General features: G+C 72.1%; 13 protein-coding genes and 1 rRNA gene. 10 read left to right on the plus strand and 4 right to left on the minus strand.

What is annotated here, in order from left to right:
• The first annotated feature begins 10 nt into the window (after window positions 1–10).
• A 5S ribosomal RNA gene (rrf, locus tag NON19_RS06505) occupies window positions 11–127 on the plus strand.
• 26 nt (window positions 128–153) lie between these two features.
• On the opposite strand, the gene NON19_RS06510 is transcribed toward rrf, so the two are convergent.
• Complete coding sequence (locus NON19_RS06510; protein WP_255925980.1) at window positions 154–1,212, minus strand: hypothetical protein; 1,059 nt, start codon at window positions 1,210–1,212, stop codon at window positions 154–156.
• 114 nt (window positions 1,213–1,326) lie between these two features.
• Between NON19_RS06510 and NON19_RS06515 the strand changes: the two genes are divergently transcribed.
• Window positions 1,327–2,244 carry a tetratricopeptide repeat protein gene (locus NON19_RS06515; protein ID WP_255925959.1) on the plus strand — a complete coding sequence of 306 codons (918 nt, stop codon included), beginning with the start codon at window positions 1,327–1,329 and terminating at the stop codon, window positions 2,242–2,244.
• Between the two features lie 90 nt (window positions 2,245–2,334).
• On the opposite strand, the gene NON19_RS06520 is transcribed toward NON19_RS06515, so the two are convergent.
• Window positions 2,335–3,687, minus strand: coding sequence for a DUF1015 family protein (locus NON19_RS06520; RefSeq protein ID WP_255925683.1), 1,353 nt, complete (start codon window positions 3,685–3,687; stop codon window positions 2,335–2,337).
• A 99-nt stretch (window positions 3,688–3,786) separates the two neighbouring features.
• Between NON19_RS06520 and NON19_RS06525 the strand changes: the two genes are divergently transcribed.
• On the plus strand, window positions 3,787–4,818 hold the full coding sequence (locus NON19_RS06525) for an HAD hydrolase-like protein (protein WP_255925684.1): 1,032 nt from the start codon (window positions 3,787–3,789) through the stop codon (window positions 4,816–4,818).
• A gap of 6 nt (window positions 4,819–4,824) precedes the next feature.
• Here the strand turns inward: NON19_RS06525 and NON19_RS06530 are convergent, their stop codons facing one another.
• Window positions 4,825–5,172: a sterol-binding protein gene (locus NON19_RS06530; RefSeq protein WP_255925685.1), complete on the minus strand. Its 348-nt coding sequence runs from the start codon at window positions 5,170–5,172 to the stop codon at window positions 4,825–4,827.
• A 218-nt stretch (window positions 5,173–5,390) separates the two neighbouring features.
• On the opposite strand from NON19_RS06530, the gene NON19_RS06535 reads away from it, so the two are divergent.
• The 7 genes from NON19_RS06535 to NON19_RS06565 all read left to right on the plus strand — a co-directional run bounded on the left by NON19_RS06535 (window position 5,391) and on the right by NON19_RS06565 (window position 12,672).
• Entirely contained in the window at window positions 5,391–6,170 is a 780-nt protein-coding gene (locus NON19_RS06535) for a histone (protein WP_255925686.1), read from the plus strand.
• Window positions 6,171–6,501: 331 nt separating this feature from the next.
• On the plus strand, window positions 6,502–6,666 hold the full coding sequence (locus NON19_RS06540; protein WP_372514011.1) for a hypothetical protein: 165 nt from the start codon (window positions 6,502–6,504) through the stop codon (window positions 6,664–6,666).
• A 7-nt stretch (window positions 6,667–6,673) separates the two neighbouring features.
• Window positions 6,674–7,489: a TlyA family RNA methyltransferase gene (locus tag NON19_RS06545; protein WP_255925687.1), complete on the plus strand. Its 816-nt coding sequence runs from the start codon at window positions 6,674–6,676 to the stop codon at window positions 7,487–7,489.
• On the plus strand, window positions 7,486–8,397 hold the full coding sequence (locus NON19_RS06550) for an NAD kinase (protein ID WP_255925688.1): 912 nt from the start codon (window positions 7,486–7,488) through the stop codon (window positions 8,395–8,397). Before NON19_RS06545 ends, NON19_RS06550 begins: the two co-directional genes overlap by 4 nt.
• Window positions 8,398–8,527: 130 nt before the next feature.
• A complete protein-coding gene (recN, locus tag NON19_RS06555; protein WP_255925960.1) occupies window positions 8,528–10,246 on the plus strand; it encodes a DNA repair protein RecN in 1,719 nt (572 codons plus the stop codon).
• Between the two features lie 224 nt (window positions 10,247–10,470).
• Complete coding sequence (locus tag NON19_RS06560) at window positions 10,471–11,277, plus strand: hypothetical protein (RefSeq protein WP_255925689.1); 807 nt, start codon at window positions 10,471–10,473, stop codon at window positions 11,275–11,277.
• Between the two features lie 261 nt (window positions 11,278–11,538).
• A complete protein-coding gene (locus NON19_RS06565) occupies window positions 11,539–12,672 on the plus strand; it encodes a glycosyltransferase family 4 protein (RefSeq protein ID WP_255925690.1) in 1,134 nt (377 codons plus the stop codon).
• Between the two features lie 152 nt (window positions 12,673–12,824).
• Here the strand turns inward: NON19_RS06565 and NON19_RS06570 are convergent, their stop codons facing one another.
• Complete coding sequence (locus NON19_RS06570) at window positions 12,825–14,645, minus strand: glycoside hydrolase family 15 protein (protein ID WP_255925691.1); 1,821 nt, start codon at window positions 14,643–14,645, stop codon at window positions 12,825–12,827.
• Window positions 14,646–14,901 lie beyond the last annotated feature (256 nt).

Genomic DNA, 14,901 nt, shown 5'->3' on the forward strand with positions numbered 1-14,901 from the left:
TTCATAGTGTTTCGGTGGTCATAGCGTTAGGGAAACGCCCGGTTACATTCCGAACCCGGAAGCTAAGCCTTTCAGCGCCGATGGTACTGCAGGGGGGACCCTGTGGGAGAGTAGGACACCGCCGAACAATTCTTATGGACCCTCGGTCCCGGCCTAAGAGCTGGGACCGAGGGTCTTTTTGTTTTCCGGCCGGTGCGCACTCTTCCCCTGAGTACGAGAAACTGGCACTACAGCAGTACGAACCAAGGAGTCACGTCGATGTCCAACTCGTCCGAGGGCCGCTCGGATCGGCCCGAGCGCAGGGAGCGGAACGCGGGCGCTGGCGACCGGCGCGGTTTCCGTAGCGGTGGTCCGCGCCGTAACGACGAGCGCGGCGGCTTCCGCCGGGACGACCGCCCCCGCTATGACCGGCCGCGGGACAACTGGCGTGACGACCGCCGGGACGACCGCCGTGATGACAGCGGACGCCGCGATGAGCGCTCGCGTTATGACCGTCCCCGTGACGACCGTCGTGAGGATCGTCCCCGCGAGGATCGTCCGCGTTATGACCGTCCGCGTCGTGACGATGAGCGTGGTGGGTTCCGCCGCGATGACCGTCCCCGCGATGATCGTCGGAGTGAGGATCGTCCGCGTTATGACCGTCCGCGTCGTGACGATGAGCGTGGTGGGTTCCGCCGTGACGAGCGTCCTCGTTATGACCGTCCCCGCGATGACCGTCGTGGTGAGGACCGTCCGCGTTATGACCGTCCGCGTCGTGACGATGAGCGTGGTGGGTTCCGCCGTGACGAGCGTCCCCGTTACGACCGTCCCCGCGATGACCGTCGTGAGGATCGTCCCCGCGAGGATCGTCCGCGTTATGACCGTCCGCGTCGTGACGATGAGCGTGGTGGGTTCCGCCGCGATGAGCGTCCCCGTTACGACCGTCCTCGTGACGACCGTCGTGGTGAGGACCGTCCGCGCTATGACCGTCCCCGCGATGACCGTCGTGAGGATCGTCCCCGCGAGGATCGTCCGCGTTATGACCGTCCGCGTCGTGACGATGAGCGTGGTGGGTTCCGCCGCGATGAGCGTCCTCGTTATGACCGTCCCCGCGATGACCGTCGTGAGGATCGTCCCCGCGAGGATCGTCCGCGTTATGACCGTCCGCGCCGTGACGACGAACGGGGTGGGTTCCGCCGCGACGACGAGCGCGGGGGCCGTGGTGGCGGCCACGGGCGCAAGGGCGACGAGCGCTCGCGCGAGCGGCGTACCTACTCGCCGGGGCGTGGCCGGTTCGAGAACGCGGGCCGGGACGAGGCGCGCGAGGAGCGCCAGGCCGTCAAGCGGCTGCCGATTCCGGATGACGTGACCGGACAGGAGATCGACAAGAGCGTTCGCCAGGAGCTGCAGAGCCTGCCGAAGACCCTCGCCGAGGATGTCGCGCGGAACCTGGTCATGGTGGCCCGGCTGCTGGACACCGACCCGGAGCAGGCGTATGCCTACGCGAAGGTCGCGTTCCGGCTGGCGTCCCGGGTGGCCGCTGTGCGTGAGGCGATGGGCTTCGCGGCCTACTCGACCGCGCGCTACTCCGAGGCGCTCGCCGAGTTCCGGGCCGCGCGTCGGATGACGGGCTCGGCGGAGCTGTGGCCGGTGATGGCGGACTGCGAGCGTGGGCTCGGGCGTCCGGAGCGGGCGCTGGCCATGGCCGGTGAGCCGGAGGTGCAGAAGCTGGACCGGGCGGGCCAGGTGGAGATGCGGCTGGTCGCCGCTGGCGCCCGCCGCGACATGGGCCAGGCGGACGCCGCCGTGGTGACGCTGCAGAGCCCGGAGCTGGCGTCGAACGCCGTACACCCGTGGACCGCCAGGCTGCGCTATGCGTACGCGGACGCGCTGCTGGCCGTCGGCCGCGAGGATGAGGCCCGGGAGTGGTTCGGCAAGGCGCTGGAGGCTGACCAGAGCGGCACCACCGACGCGTCGGACCGGCTCGCCGAGCTGGACGGCGTCGAGTTCGTGGACGCCCTCGACCCGTCCGCCGAGGCGGATGACGAAGCCCCCGAGGCCAGTGCGGAATCGGAAGCCAAGCCGGAGCGGGAATCGGAGGCCAAGCCGGAGCCCGAAGCGGAGGCCGAGCCCGCCGCACAGGCGAAGCCGCAGGACACCGACCCCAAGCCGGAACCGCGGCCGGAAGCGGGTTCCAAGGAGGGTGAGGCGGCCCCGTCCTCCTTCCTGGACGACCCGTTCAAGGAGCCGGGCGAACAGGCCTGAGCCGACGGCAGAACGAACAAGCCGTATAACAGGCAGCAGAACATGCGGAAGGGCGCCCCGGCCACACGGCGGGGCGCCCTTCCGATGTCCTCAGCCGAGTTCAAGGCTCCGCAACACCAGCCCGGAAGCAGGTTTCGGACCGAAGGAGGTCGACTTGTGCGGCATCATCACGCCTTGCCGGGCCAGATCCAGGACGGTCGACTCCGGCACCGGGTGCAGCAACACGGCCGTGCCGCCCAGCCGTTCGGCCTGCCGTACCGCGGCCATCGCGTCGTGGACGTAGCCGATGTGCTCCGGAGAATCGGGCACCTGCCAGAGGCGGTCGATCAGCACGCTGTGCAGCACGGTGGCGTCCAGTCGGCGCCAGGCCTCGGGGCGGTCGCATGGCACTGATTCTTCGATGAGGCGCTCGTCGGGGCGGGTGAGCAGGTGGAACGAGCCGTCGCCCGCGAGGAGATAGGTGTTCCCGCCGCTCTCCTTGTTGGCCGCCAGCGCGTCCAGGGCGGCTGGAAGCGGCCCGGGGAGCGTCTCGACCTGGAACACGTCCTGAAGCGCCGCCAGCGCCCGCGAGACCGGCATGTGCTGCAGCACCCGGTGGATGGCCCGCACCCGCAGCGGATAGCGCGCGGTGTCCACCAGGAGCACCAGACCGCGGTCCCACGGTCCGGACGCGCCGGTGCGTCGCTGCTCGTCGCGCAGCCGCAGATACGTCGCCCACCGGTGGTGGCCGTCGGCGATCAGGGCCTGCCGGGGGGCCAAGTCGGTTTCGACGGCGGCGAGTTGCTTCGGGTCGGTGATCGCCCACAGGCGATGCCGGGTGCCGTCCTCGGTCGTGGTGGCCAGCAGCGGCGGCTGCTGTGCGGTGCGCTCCACTATCCGCGCGGTGACGCTGCCGCCGTGCCCGCCGGAACCGTCGTAGTCGCCGCCGCCGTCACCGCGGTAGGCGAGCAGCAGCGGCTCCAGGTTGGCGCCGGTGGCCCGCATCAGCCCGGCCCGGTCGGCGACGGGCTCCGGCATCACATCCTCGTGCGGCAGCACGACGTGCTCGTCCGGGGTGGTCAGCCGTAGTGCGCCGATCAGGCCGCGTTGCAGCCCGGAGGCGTCGCTGTACTGCTCGTACACGTACAGCGCCGGTTCGGGGTCGGCGGCGAGCACGCCCTCCTCCAGCCAGTGGCGCAGGGTGCGCGCGGCCTGTGCGTGGCGGTCGGCGGGGTCGCCGGACTGCGGGAGGATCAACCGGACGATGTTGTGCGGGTCGGCGGTCTCCAACTGGTGCAGCCCATCCGGCCGGACCACGACGTCGTACGGTGGCGAGGTGACCGCGGACAGGCTGCCGACCCGGTCGGGGACGTAGCGCAGACCGCGGAAGGGCGCGAGCTGTAGACCGCGCGGTGGCCGGGGTTCCCCATGGCGAAGCCCAGGGGATGCTCCTGGAGTGCTCATCAGAGCATGCTATGTGCCCGGCGGCGATCTGGGATCAGCGCCTGGGAAGATGCGTCAGAACCGCGCGCGGTGCGCGGCGAGGAGAGGGAGCGACGAGCGATGAACCGGCAGACCCTGCGGACCCGGCCGGACGGCAGCGAGCGGCCGCTGCACACGGCTTACGACACCGCGCTGCTGGACCTCGACGGGGTGGTGTACGCGGGCGGCATCGCGATCGCGTACGCCGTCGAGTCGTTGGGCACGGCCCGCGCCGCCGGTATGCACCTCGCGTACGTCACCAACAACGCGCTGCGCACGCCCGACGCGGTGGCGGAGCACCTGACGGAGCTGGGCGTTCCGGCACAGCCGCAGGACGTGATCACCTCGGCCCAGGCGGTCGCGCGGCTGATCGCCGACGAGGTGCCGTCCGGCTCGAAGGTGCTGGCCATCGGCGGCGAGGGGCTGCGGGTGGCGCTGCGGGAGCGCGGGCTGGTGCCGGTGGACGCGGCGGACGACGGTCCGGCCGCCGTGGCGCAGGGGTACGGTGGCCTCGATCTGCCGTGGGGACGGTTGGGGGAGGCGGCGCTGGCGGTGGCGCGCGGGGTGCCGTGGTACGCGTCCAACACGGATCTGACCATTCCGAGCCCGCGCGGCATCCTGCCCGGCAACGGCGCGGCGGTGGCGGTGGTGCGCATCGCCACCGGCGGCGAACCGAAGGTGGCGGGCAAGCCGCAGCCGCCGATGCACCGGGAAACGATTCTGCGCACCGGTGCGCGGCGACCGCTGGTGGTCGGCGACCGGCTGGACACCGACATCGAGGGCGCCTACGTCGGCGGAGTGGACTCGCTGCTCGTCCTCACCGGTGTGACCGCGCCCGCGCAACTGGTCGCGGCCGAGCCCCGGCACCGGCCGACCTATCTCGCCGCCGACCTGCGCGGACTGCTGGCCCCACAGCCGGAGGTGGAGCCGGACGGCAACGGCTTCCGATGCGGTGGCTGGACCGCCTCGGCGCACAGCGACCGACTGTGCGTCGAAGGCGCGGGGGACCCGTACGACGGCCTGCGGGCGCTGTGCGCGGCGGCCTGGACGGCGGCGGGCGATTCGGCCTGTGAACTGGACGCCGACAAGGCGCTGGGCCAGCTGGAACTGTAGCCCGCGCTACAGCAGGGAGCGCAGGCGCAGCAGATCGAGCAGCCCGGCCTCCAGCTTGACCCGGCCGCTCGCCCAGGCCTTGGCGAAGTGCAGTTCGCCGTTGACCAGCGCCACCAGGTCGTCGCCCGCCAGGCACAGCCGGATCTGGGCGCGCTCGGGCGGTGGCCCGGGCACTGTAATCACGTCCCGGATGTGGCCGTCGGCGAGACGCCCCATGAACGTGATGTCGAGATCGGTGATCCGGCAGCTCAACGACCGGTCGAGGGCGGCTGCGCTGCGTACGTCACCCTCGGCCTGGGCGAGGTTCTCCGACAACCGGTCGAGTGCCTCGCGGCACTCCTCGATGGTCGCCATCGGTGGGGCTGCTCCTGTGTCGCTGGTACGTGCTTCGGCGGCGCGCGGTGTGGTGCGCGTACCGGCGACCGTACACCTGCGCGGGGCAGGGCGGTTTGGATGGCGGACGCGGCCCGGGCCCAGGGGTTTTCCTGGGGGTTTCCAGGGGCTTCCGCACGACGGAAGCGGGGTGGCACAGGGTAGCGTCATGACCATCGGCGTCAATGGTGAGGCGAGGAGTGAGGGCATTGCGTGACGCGCTGCGCACCTGTCTACAGATCGCGGAGGGCCTGACCGAGGCCACCCGACGGCGGGCGGCGGGAGCGGCTCGGGAGCTTCTGGACCAAGCTGGGATCGACATGGACGAGCTCCAGAAGAGGATCGGTGAGCGGATCCCGCCGGAGGTACACAGCCTCGCGGACGAGCTGATCGCCTCCGGGCGCGCGAATCGCGACCTGCTGCTCGGTCTGATCAGGGAAGAGGCCGACAAGACGAAGGCCCGGGTCAGCCGCCTCGCGGACGAGGTGACCAAGGTCGGCGTGATCCTGGAGGCACTGGAGCGCCGGGTACGCAGCCTGGAGGGCGAGCCCGAGGAGCCGACCGCCCCGGCCGAGCCGCCGTCCGCCGCGCGCGAGCGGGTCCGGGTGGACGAGGAGAAGGCACCGGAGGCGCCGAAGAAGGCCGCTCCGACGAAGCGGACGACGGCTCCCGCCAAGAAGACGACGGCTCCCGCCAAGAAGACGACGGCTCCCGCCAAGAAGACGACGGCTCCCGCCAAGAAGACGACGGCGAAGAAGGCCCCCGCGAAGAAGACAGCCGCGGCCCAAAAGGCGGCCCCAGCCAGGGAGACTGCGGCAGCCAAGAAGACACCTCAAGGGAAGACGACGGCAAAGAAGGCAACTCCTGCCAAGAAGGCAGCAACCGCCAAGTCGACAACTCCCAAGAAGTCGACAACCGCCAAGAAGTCGGCAGCGGGTTCGCCCCAGGCGCAGGGAAGCACGGGGCCAGGAGATGAGTGACCAGACGCCCGCCCAGGGCACCGCAACGGACCCAGCGGCCGAACCGTCCCCCCAGACCGAACTGAAGCCCTCCCCGGCCCCCGAACCGGAACAATCCACCGCCACCGCCACCGCCACCGAATCGGCCACGGCCCCTGACCCCGAACCGGAACCGGAACCAGCCCGCACCACCCACGCCGAGCCAGAAGCAGCCCGCGCCGCCAATCACCCCGAACCGCAACCATCCCCCCTCCCGACTCACCCGGAACCGCAACAATCCCCCCTCTCCACCCCGGAACAACCACCCCCCCACCCCCTCGGAGTCACCCTCGAACGCACCGGGAACGCGGACGTGGACGCGCTGCTGGAGCGGCTGGCGGATGCCGACGACCTGCCGACCGAGGGCCACATCGAGGTGTATGAGGATGTACACCGAGGGCTGCGGGACACCCTCACCGCACTTGATTCCCGGCCAGGGCCGCCCGGCCCGAACCGGAGACACGACGACAGGAGCTGAACAGAGCGTGGCAGGACAGGCAAGGCGGCGCCTCGACGCGGAACTGGTACGCCGTGGACTCGCGCGCTCGCGCGAGCACGCGGCCCAGTTGATCGCCGCCGGGAGGGTGACCGTGGGCGGGGCCACCGCCACCAAGTCCGCCACCCAGGTGGAGACCAGCGCCGCGCTGGTCGTCTCCAAGGACGAGAGCGATCCCGACTACGTCTCCCGTGGCGGGCACAAACTCGCGGGCGCGCTGGCCGCGTTCACCCCGCTGGGGTTGCGCGTCGAGGGCCGTCGCTGTCTGGACGCGGGGGCGTCCACCGGCGGCTTCACCGATGTGCTGCTGCGCGCGGGTGCGGCGCACGTGGTCGCGGTGGACGTGGGCTACGGTCAACTCGCCTGGTCGTTGCAGAGCGACGAACGGGTCACCGTCAAGGACCGTACGAACGTACGCGAGTTGACGCTTGAGCAGCTCGACGGTGAGCCGGTGGACGTGATCGTCGGTGATCTGTCGTTCATCCCGCTCGGGCTGGTGCTGCCCGCGTTGGTGCGGTGCGCGGCGCCGGACGCGGACCTGGTGCTGATGGTCAAGCCGCAGTTCGAGGTGGGCAAGGAGCGACTGGGCAGCGGTGGGGTGGTACGGAGTCCGCAACTGCGGGCCGAGGCGGTGCGGGGGGTGGCCGCGCAGGCGGCCGAGTTGGGGCTCGGGGTGCTCGGGGTGACCGCCAGCCCGCTGCCGGGACCGTCCGGCAACGTCGAATATTTTCTGTGGCTGCGTGCCGGGGCGCCAGAACTCGACCCGGCGGATGTGGATCGAGCCGTAGCGGAGGGGCCTCGTTGAGCGGATCGAATACGTCGGGCGAACGCACCGTCTTCCTGCTGGCGCACACCGGCCGTCCGGCGGCCGTACGCAGCGCCGAGCGCGTGGTGCAGGGCTTGCTGCGCTGTGGGATAGGCGTGCGGATCCTGGCCGAGGAGGCGGTCGATCTGCCGTTGCCGCCGTCGGTGGACGTGGTGGAGTCCCGGCCGGACGTGGTGGACGGCTGTGAGCTGCTCGTCGTGCTGGGGGGCGACGGAACGCTGCTGCGCGGCGCGGAGTTCGCCCGGGCGTCCGGGGTGCCGATGCTCGGGGTGAACCTCGGGCGGGTGGGCTTCTTGGCGGAGGCGGAGCGCGACGACCTCGACAAGGTCGTGGACCGGGTGGTCACCCGGGCCTACGAGGTCGAGGAACGGATGACGCTGGACGTCCTGGTACGGGAGAACGGCACCGTGGTGCACACCGACTGGGCGCTCAACGAGGCGTCGGTCGAGAAGGCGGCACGGGAGCGGATGCTCGAAGTCGTCACGGAGGTGGACGGGCGGCCGGTCTCCGGCTTCGGCGGCGATGGTGTGGTGTTCGCGACCCCGACCGGGTCGACCGCCTACGCCTTCTCGGCTGGCGGTCCTGTGGTGTGGCCGGAGGTCGAGGCCCTGCTGATGGTGCCGATCAGCGCGCATGCGCTGTTCGCGAAGCCGTTGGTCACCTCACCGCGGTCGGTGCTGGCCGTGGAGGTCCAGCCGAAGACGCCGCACGGCGTGCTGTGGTGCGACGGGCGCCGCACGGTGCCGCTTCCGGCGGGGGCGCGCGTTGAGGTGCGGCGCGGGGCGGTACCCGTACGGCTCGCGCGGTTGCACCATGCGTCGTTCACGGACCGCCTGGTCGCCAAGTTCGCGCTGCCGGTGGCCGGTTGGCGGGGAGCACCCCAGTAGCACGGTCAGCTGGCCAGGGAGCTTCCCCCGAGCGCGACGTCAAGCTCGCGGTGGTGGCAACGGGGGGAGGGTGGGCGTAAACCCCACGCACCCCAGGCGGAGCCGTATCCTCGGTGCCGTGCTGGAGGAGATGCGGATACGTTCCCTGGGCGTCATCGACGACGCGGTGGTCGAGTTGTCGCCGGGCTTCACGGCGGTGACCGGCGAGACGGGCGCGGGCAAGACGATGGTCGTCACCAGCCTCGGCCTGCTGCTCGGCGGCCGTGCCGACGCCGCGCTGGTGCGGATCGGCGCCAAGTCGGCCGTCGTCGAGGGGCGGATCAGCGTCGCCCCCGACTCAGCGGCGGCGGTACGGGCCGAGGACGCCGGGGCCGAGCTGGACGACGGCGCGCTGCTGGTCAGCCGGACCATCTCGGCGGAGGGCCGGTCCCGCGCGTACGTCGGCGGCCGTTCGGTGCCCGCCGCACTGCTCGGTGAGCTGGCCGACGACCTGGTCGCGGTACACGGCCAGACCGACCAGCAGGGCCTGCTGCGTCCCGCCCGGCAGCGGGCGGCGCTGGACCGGTACGCGGGCGAGGCGGTCGCCGTACCGCTGGCGAAGTACGCGTCCGCGTACCGTCGGCTGCGTGAGGTGAGCACCGAGCTGGACACCCTGACGACCAAGGCGAGGGAACGGGCGCAGGAAGCGGACCTGCTGCGCTTCGGCCTGAACGAGATCGCCGCGGCCGAGCCGCTGCCCGGTGAGGACGTCGAACTGGCCGCCGAGGCCGAGCGGTTGGGGCACGCCGAGGCGCTGGCGTCGGCGGCCTCCGCCGCGCACTCCGCGCTCGCCGGGGACCCGGAGGACCCCGAGGGGGTGGACGCCACCACGCTGGTGGCTGGAGCGAGCCGCGCCCTGGAGTCCGTGCGCTCGCACGATCCGGCGCTCGCCGCGCTGGCCGACCGGCTGGGTGAGATCGGGATCCTGCTGTCCGACGTGGCGGGCGAGCTGGCCGGTTACGCGGACAACCTGGACGCGGATCCGCGGCGGCTCGCGGCGGTTGAGGAGCGGCGCTCGGTGCTGGCCCATCTCACCCGCAAGTACGGTGAGGACATCTCCTCGGTCCTGGCCTGGGCCGAGCAGGGTTCGGCGCGGCTGGCCGAACTGGAGGGCGACGACGACCGGATCGAGGCGCTGACCGCGGAGCGCGACGCGCTGCGCGCCGAACTCGGCGAGTTGGCACAGGCGTTGACAGACGCGCGGACGGCGGCGGCCGAACGGTTCGCCACGGCGGTGACCGCCGAGCTGGCCGAGCTGGCGATGCCGCATGCCCGTATCACGGTGGAGATCCGCCAGGTCGAGGACCCGGACGGCATCGAGGTCGGCGGGCGGGCCGTGGCCTTCGGGGCGAGCGGTGCCGACGAGGTGGAACTGCACCTCGCCCCGCACCCGGGCGCACCGGCGCGGCCGATCGCCAAGGGCGCCTCGGGCGGTGAGCTGTCCCGGGTGATGCTCGCGGTGGAAGTGGTGTTCGCGGGATCCGACCCGGTGCCGACGTATCTGTTCGACGAGGTGGACGCGGGCGTCGGCGGCAAGGCCGCGGTGGAGGTCGGCCGACGGCTGGCCAGGCTGGCCAGGACCGCTCAGGTCATCGTGGTGACCCATCTGCCGCAGGTGGCGGCCTTCGCCGACCGGCAGTTGCTGGTGGAGAAGACGAACGACGGGTCGGTGACCCGCAGTGGCGTCAGGGTGCTCGACGGTGAGGACCGAGTGCGCGAACTATCGCGAATGCTGGCGGGGTTGGAGGATTCGGACACCGCCCGTGCCCACGCGGAGGAACTCCTGGAGACGGCGCGCGCCGCACGCTGAGGGGCGCCTTCCGCTTGTGGCCGAGGTGGGGTCGGCAGCGCGCGACCCCGCACCGCGCCGCCCGGCGGTTAGAACCCGCCGTGACGCCGACCAAGCCCCCCGGCGTGGCGGCGTGCGCCGCCACGCCGCCCGTGCCTACGCGAAGCGGGCGCCGGAGATGGCCGACAATGGGGGTGGCCGCGTGGGGGTGGCCGTGAGGCAGCCATCGGAGGGGGACGAGCCACATGTTCAGGACCGCGTTGGTGGCGGCAGGCGCCACAAGAGCCGCTTACGGTGCGCTGCGCGCCCGAGCACCCGGCGGCGCCGACCGTTGGCTGCGCAAGAACCACGCGGGCCGCACCGTTGACCTGTACGGCGGACTGGCGGCCGCCGCCGGTGTTGTGCTGGCGACCGCGGCCGCCCCGGGCCTGAGGGGCCGTACCCGCGCGGCGGCGCTGCTCGCCACGGTCGCGGCGGCGGGCTGCGGGGCGTACGACGACCAGGCGGGCTCCGCCGAGGAGCGCGGCTTGCGGGTCCACCTACGGAAGCTCGCCGACGGCCGGGTCACCTCCGGCACGGTCAAACTGCTGGGCATCGGCGCGGCGGGACTGGCCGCGGGCGCGCTGATCGACAGACGACGCCCGGTGGACGCGGTCCTGGCCGCAGTGGTCATCGCGGGCAGCGCCCATCTGGCCAACCTGCTGGACGTGGCCCCCGGCCGGGCGGTCAAGGCGGTGCTCACCGCCGGTGCGCCCGGCGTGCTGCGCGGTGGCCTCGGGAGTGCGTTGGCCGCCGGACCGGTCGCCGCCGCCGCGGCGGTGCTCGCCGACGACCTGGGGGAGCGCACCATGCTGGGGGACGCTGGCGCGCATGCGCTGGGCGCGGCGCTCGGTGTGTCGATCGTGGCCGCGAACGGCCGCACCGGCCGGGCGCTGCACGCGGCGGTACTGGTCGCGCTGGCGGCGATCGGTGACAAGGTGAGTTACGGCGACGCACTGTGGACTGCCCCAGGAATACGGGTAGTTGACACCTGGGGACGTCTTCCGCGCTGACGGTGGCTTTCGCCCTTAAGGCGACGGTTGGCTTCACACCCACTCAAATGGGTGATCCCGCACCAGCGCCCACCCCCACCAGCCGGGGAGCGGCCCTCGTACTGTCGGCCCCTGCTGGCATCCTGGAACCGCAAGCCCCCGAACCGAACACCGATCCACCCGTCCGCACAGGAACATCCAGGGGCGAACGGGTGTGCCTCCGTTGCCATCCCGTACGTTCAACCAGCGAAGCACGCCGCCTACCCAGGAGCCGTACCCCGCGTGAGCACTAGCCAGACCCCGCCGTACGGGCCGTTGCACGCCGTGCAGGTGCTCGGCACGACGGCCGGTGCGCATGTCAGCTCGCTGGCGGGTGGGCTGGTGGCGCGCGGGGTGGACGTGACGGTGTGCGGGCCCGCCGAGGCGGCCCAGGCGTATGGATTCGCCGGGACCGGCGCCCGGTTCACCCCCGTGGACATCGGTGGCAGGCCGGGCCCGCGCGCGGACGCGCTGGCCATCGCCGCGCTACGGGCCGCCTGTGCGCGCGCCGATGTGATCCATGCGCACGGGCTGCGCGCCGGACTGCTGGCCTCGCTCGCGGTCCCCGCGCCCAGGCGCCAGGCGCTGGTGGTCAGTTGGCACGGCAGCGAGCCCGCGTCCGGCACTCGCGCGGGCCTGCTGCGGCTGCTGGAACGGCGGGTGGCCAGAGCCGCCACCGTGGTGCTCGGTACCTCGTCGGAACTCGTCGACCAGGTACGGCGGTTGGGTGCCCGGGATGCCCGGTTGGCGCCGGTCGCGCTGCCCGGGCCACGGCTGGATCCGGAACGGCCCGGCGCCGACGCGGAGTGCGCCCGGCAGAAGCGGCGCGCCGAACTCGGCGCCATGGACCAGCCGTTGCTGCTGGCGGTCGGCCGCCTCGAACCGCACAAGGGGTACGACCTGTTGCTGGACGCGGCCCGCGAGTGGCGGTCCCTGGAACCGCCGCCGCTGGTCGCCATCGCGGGTGAGGGCAGCTGCCGCCCGGCGCTCCAGCACCGGATCGACGCGGAGGACCTGCCGGTCCGGCTGCTGGGGCGGCGCGATGACATCGCCGAACTCCTCGCGGCGGCCGATCTGGTGGTGCTGCCCAGCCGCTGGGAGTCCCGGCCGCTGATCGCCGAGGAGGCGCTGCACGCCGGGGTGCCGCTGGTCGCCACGGCGGTCGGCGGCATCCCCGAACTGGTCGGCGACGCGGCCGCGCTCGTCCCCTACGGGGACGCGCGGGCCCTGGCTCGCGCCGTCACCGGACTGCTCGCCGACCCGGACGACCGCGCCCGGCTGGCCGCGGAGGGTCGGGCACAGGCGGCCACCTGGCCCAGTGAGGACGACACCGTCGCGCAAGTCCTCAGTGTCTACGACGAGTTGAGGGTGGGCTGACGCCCGGTCTCTTCGCCCGGGGTGCGGCTGGTTCGGCACCGCCGGGCTCCGCCGCGCCGCCGCTGCGGGATTTACTCCGGGCAAGCCCCCAACCCCTCCACCGGGCAAAGCGCTGGGGGCAAGCCCCCACCCCCCCCGGGAACCCCCCTCGCTCAACCCCCGTACGCGCCGGAGGCGGTGAGGCGTAGGGCCGTGTCGATCAGCGGCACGTGGCTGAACGCCTGGGGGAAGTTGCCCACCTGCCGTTGCCGCCGGGGGTCCCACTCCTCCGCGAGCAGCCCGAGGTCGTTGCGGAGCGACAGCAGCTTCTCGAACAGCTGCCGGGCCTCGTCCACCCGGCCGATCATCGCCAGGTCGTCCGCGAGCCAGAACGAGCAGGCGAGGAACGCCCCCTCGTCACCGGGCAGGCCGTCCACGCCCGCGTGGGCGCCCTCGGTGGGATAGCGCAGCACGAAGCCGCCGTCGACCGTCAGTTCCTTCTGGATCGCCTCGATGGTGCCGATGACCCGCTTGTCGTCCGGCGGCAGGAAGCCGACCTGCGGGATCAGCAGCAGCGAGGCGTCCAGCTCCCTGGAGCCGTAGGACTGGGTGAAGGTGTTGCGGTCCTTGTCGTAGCCCTTCTCGCACACGTCCCGGTGGATCTCGTCGCGCAGCTCGCGCCAGCGCTCCAGCGGCCCGTCGACCTCCCCGGACTCGATCAGCTTGACCGTGCGGTCCACCGCGACCCAGGCCATCACCTTGGAGTGCACGAAGTGGCGGCGCGGCCCGCGCACCTCCCAGATGCCCTCGTCCGGCTCCTGCCAGTGGTCCTCCAGGTACTGGATCAGCTTCAGCTGGAGCAGACTCGCGTAGTCGTTGCGGGCCAGACCGGTCATCAGCGCCAGGTGCAGCGCCTCGCTGACCTCGCCGTACACGTCGAGCTGGAGCTGGCGCACCGCGCCGTTGCCCACCCGTACCGGCTTGGAGCCCTCGTAGCCGGGCAGCCAGGTCAGCTCCGTCTCGCCCAACTCCCGCTCGCCCGCGATCCCGTACATGATCTGCAGGTTCTCCGGGTCCCCGGCCACCGCGCGCAACAGCCACTCGCGCCAGGCGCGGGCCTCCTCGCGGTAGCCGGTGCGCAGCAGCGACGACAGGGTGATCGCCGCGTCCCGCAGCCAGGTGAAGCGGTAGTCCCAGTTCCGAACGCCGCCGATGTCCTCCGGCAGCGAGGTGGTGGGCGCGGCGACGATCCCGCCGGTCGGGCCGTAGGTCAGCGCCTTCAGCGTGATCAGCGAACGGATGACGGCGTCCCGGTACGGGCCGTGGTACGTGCAGTGGTCGACCCAGTCGCGCCAGAACTCCTCGGTGGCCGCCAGCGAGGCCTCCGGGTCCGGCATCGCGGGCGGCTGGTGGTGCGAGGGCTGCCAGCTGATGGTGAACGCGATCCGCTCGCCGGGGGAGACGGTGAAGTCGGCGAAGGTCGTCAAGTCCTTGCCGTACGTGGGGCATTCGGTGTCCAGCCACACCGAGTCGGGACCGGCCACCGCGACCGTGCGGCCCTCGGTGGCCTGCGGGTCCTCCACCCGATGCACCCACGGCACCACCGCCCCGTAGGAGAAGCGCATCCGCAGCGCCGAGCGCATCGGCACCCGGCCGCTGACCCCCTCAACGATCCGGATCAACTGCGGCGCGCCGTCACGTGGCGGCATGAAGTCGATGATCCGCACGGTGCCGCGCTGGGTGTCCCACTCCGACTCCAGCACCAGGGAGTCCCCGCGGTAGCGGCGGCGCGTCGCGGCGGGCGGCTGCGTGCCGTGCGGGTACGCCGGGCCCAGCCGCCAGTAGCCGTGCTCATCGGCGCCGAGCAGCCCCGCGAAGACCGCGGGGGAGTCGAAGCGGGGCAGGCACAGCCAGTCGGCCGTACCGTCCCGGCAGACCAGGGCGGCGGTCTGCATGTCGCCGATGAGTGCGTAGTCCTCGATGCGCCCGGCCACGTACATCTCCAGTCGAACAGCTTGAACCGTCCCGAGGGACGTTCGAATTCCAGGTCTGGCGTATTCGACGAACCTTGCTCCGGTGCCCCCTTGTACCGTGATGCGCCCCTTTGCTGGTTATACGCATGGGGCGGTCTCACAGTTCGGGAGCGGGCGGGGATGATGCCGTGCCGGCCGGCTCGCTATGGCCCCTTCCTGCGCCGCCGAACCCGACGGCACGAAGAGAGTGTCCGAGCAGAATACGACGTTGAACGGG

The sequence above is a fragment of the Streptantibioticus rubrisoli genome (assembly GCF_024436055.1).
GTDB lineage: Bacteria > Actinomycetota > Actinomycetes > Streptomycetales > Streptomycetaceae > Streptantibioticus_A > Streptantibioticus_A rubrisoli.

Coding starts and splice junctions, on each gene's coding strand:
- NON19_RS06520 (WP_255925683.1), bottom strand. CDS start 3,687: ATGAGCACTCCAGGAGCATCCCCTGGGCTTCGCCATGGGGAACCCCGG.
- NON19_RS06525 (WP_255925684.1), top strand. CDS start 3,787: ATGAACCGGCAGACCCTGCGGACCCGGCCGGACGGCAGCGAGCGGCCG.
- NON19_RS06530 (WP_255925685.1), bottom strand. CDS start 5,172: ATGGCGACCATCGAGGAGTGCCGCGAGGCACTCGACCGGTTGTCGGAG.
- recN (WP_255925960.1), top strand. CDS start 8,528: ATGCGGATACGTTCCCTGGGCGTCATCGACGACGCGGTGGTCGAGTTG.
- NON19_RS06560 (WP_255925689.1), top strand. CDS start 10,471: ATGTTCAGGACCGCGTTGGTGGCGGCAGGCGCCACAAGAGCCGCTTAC.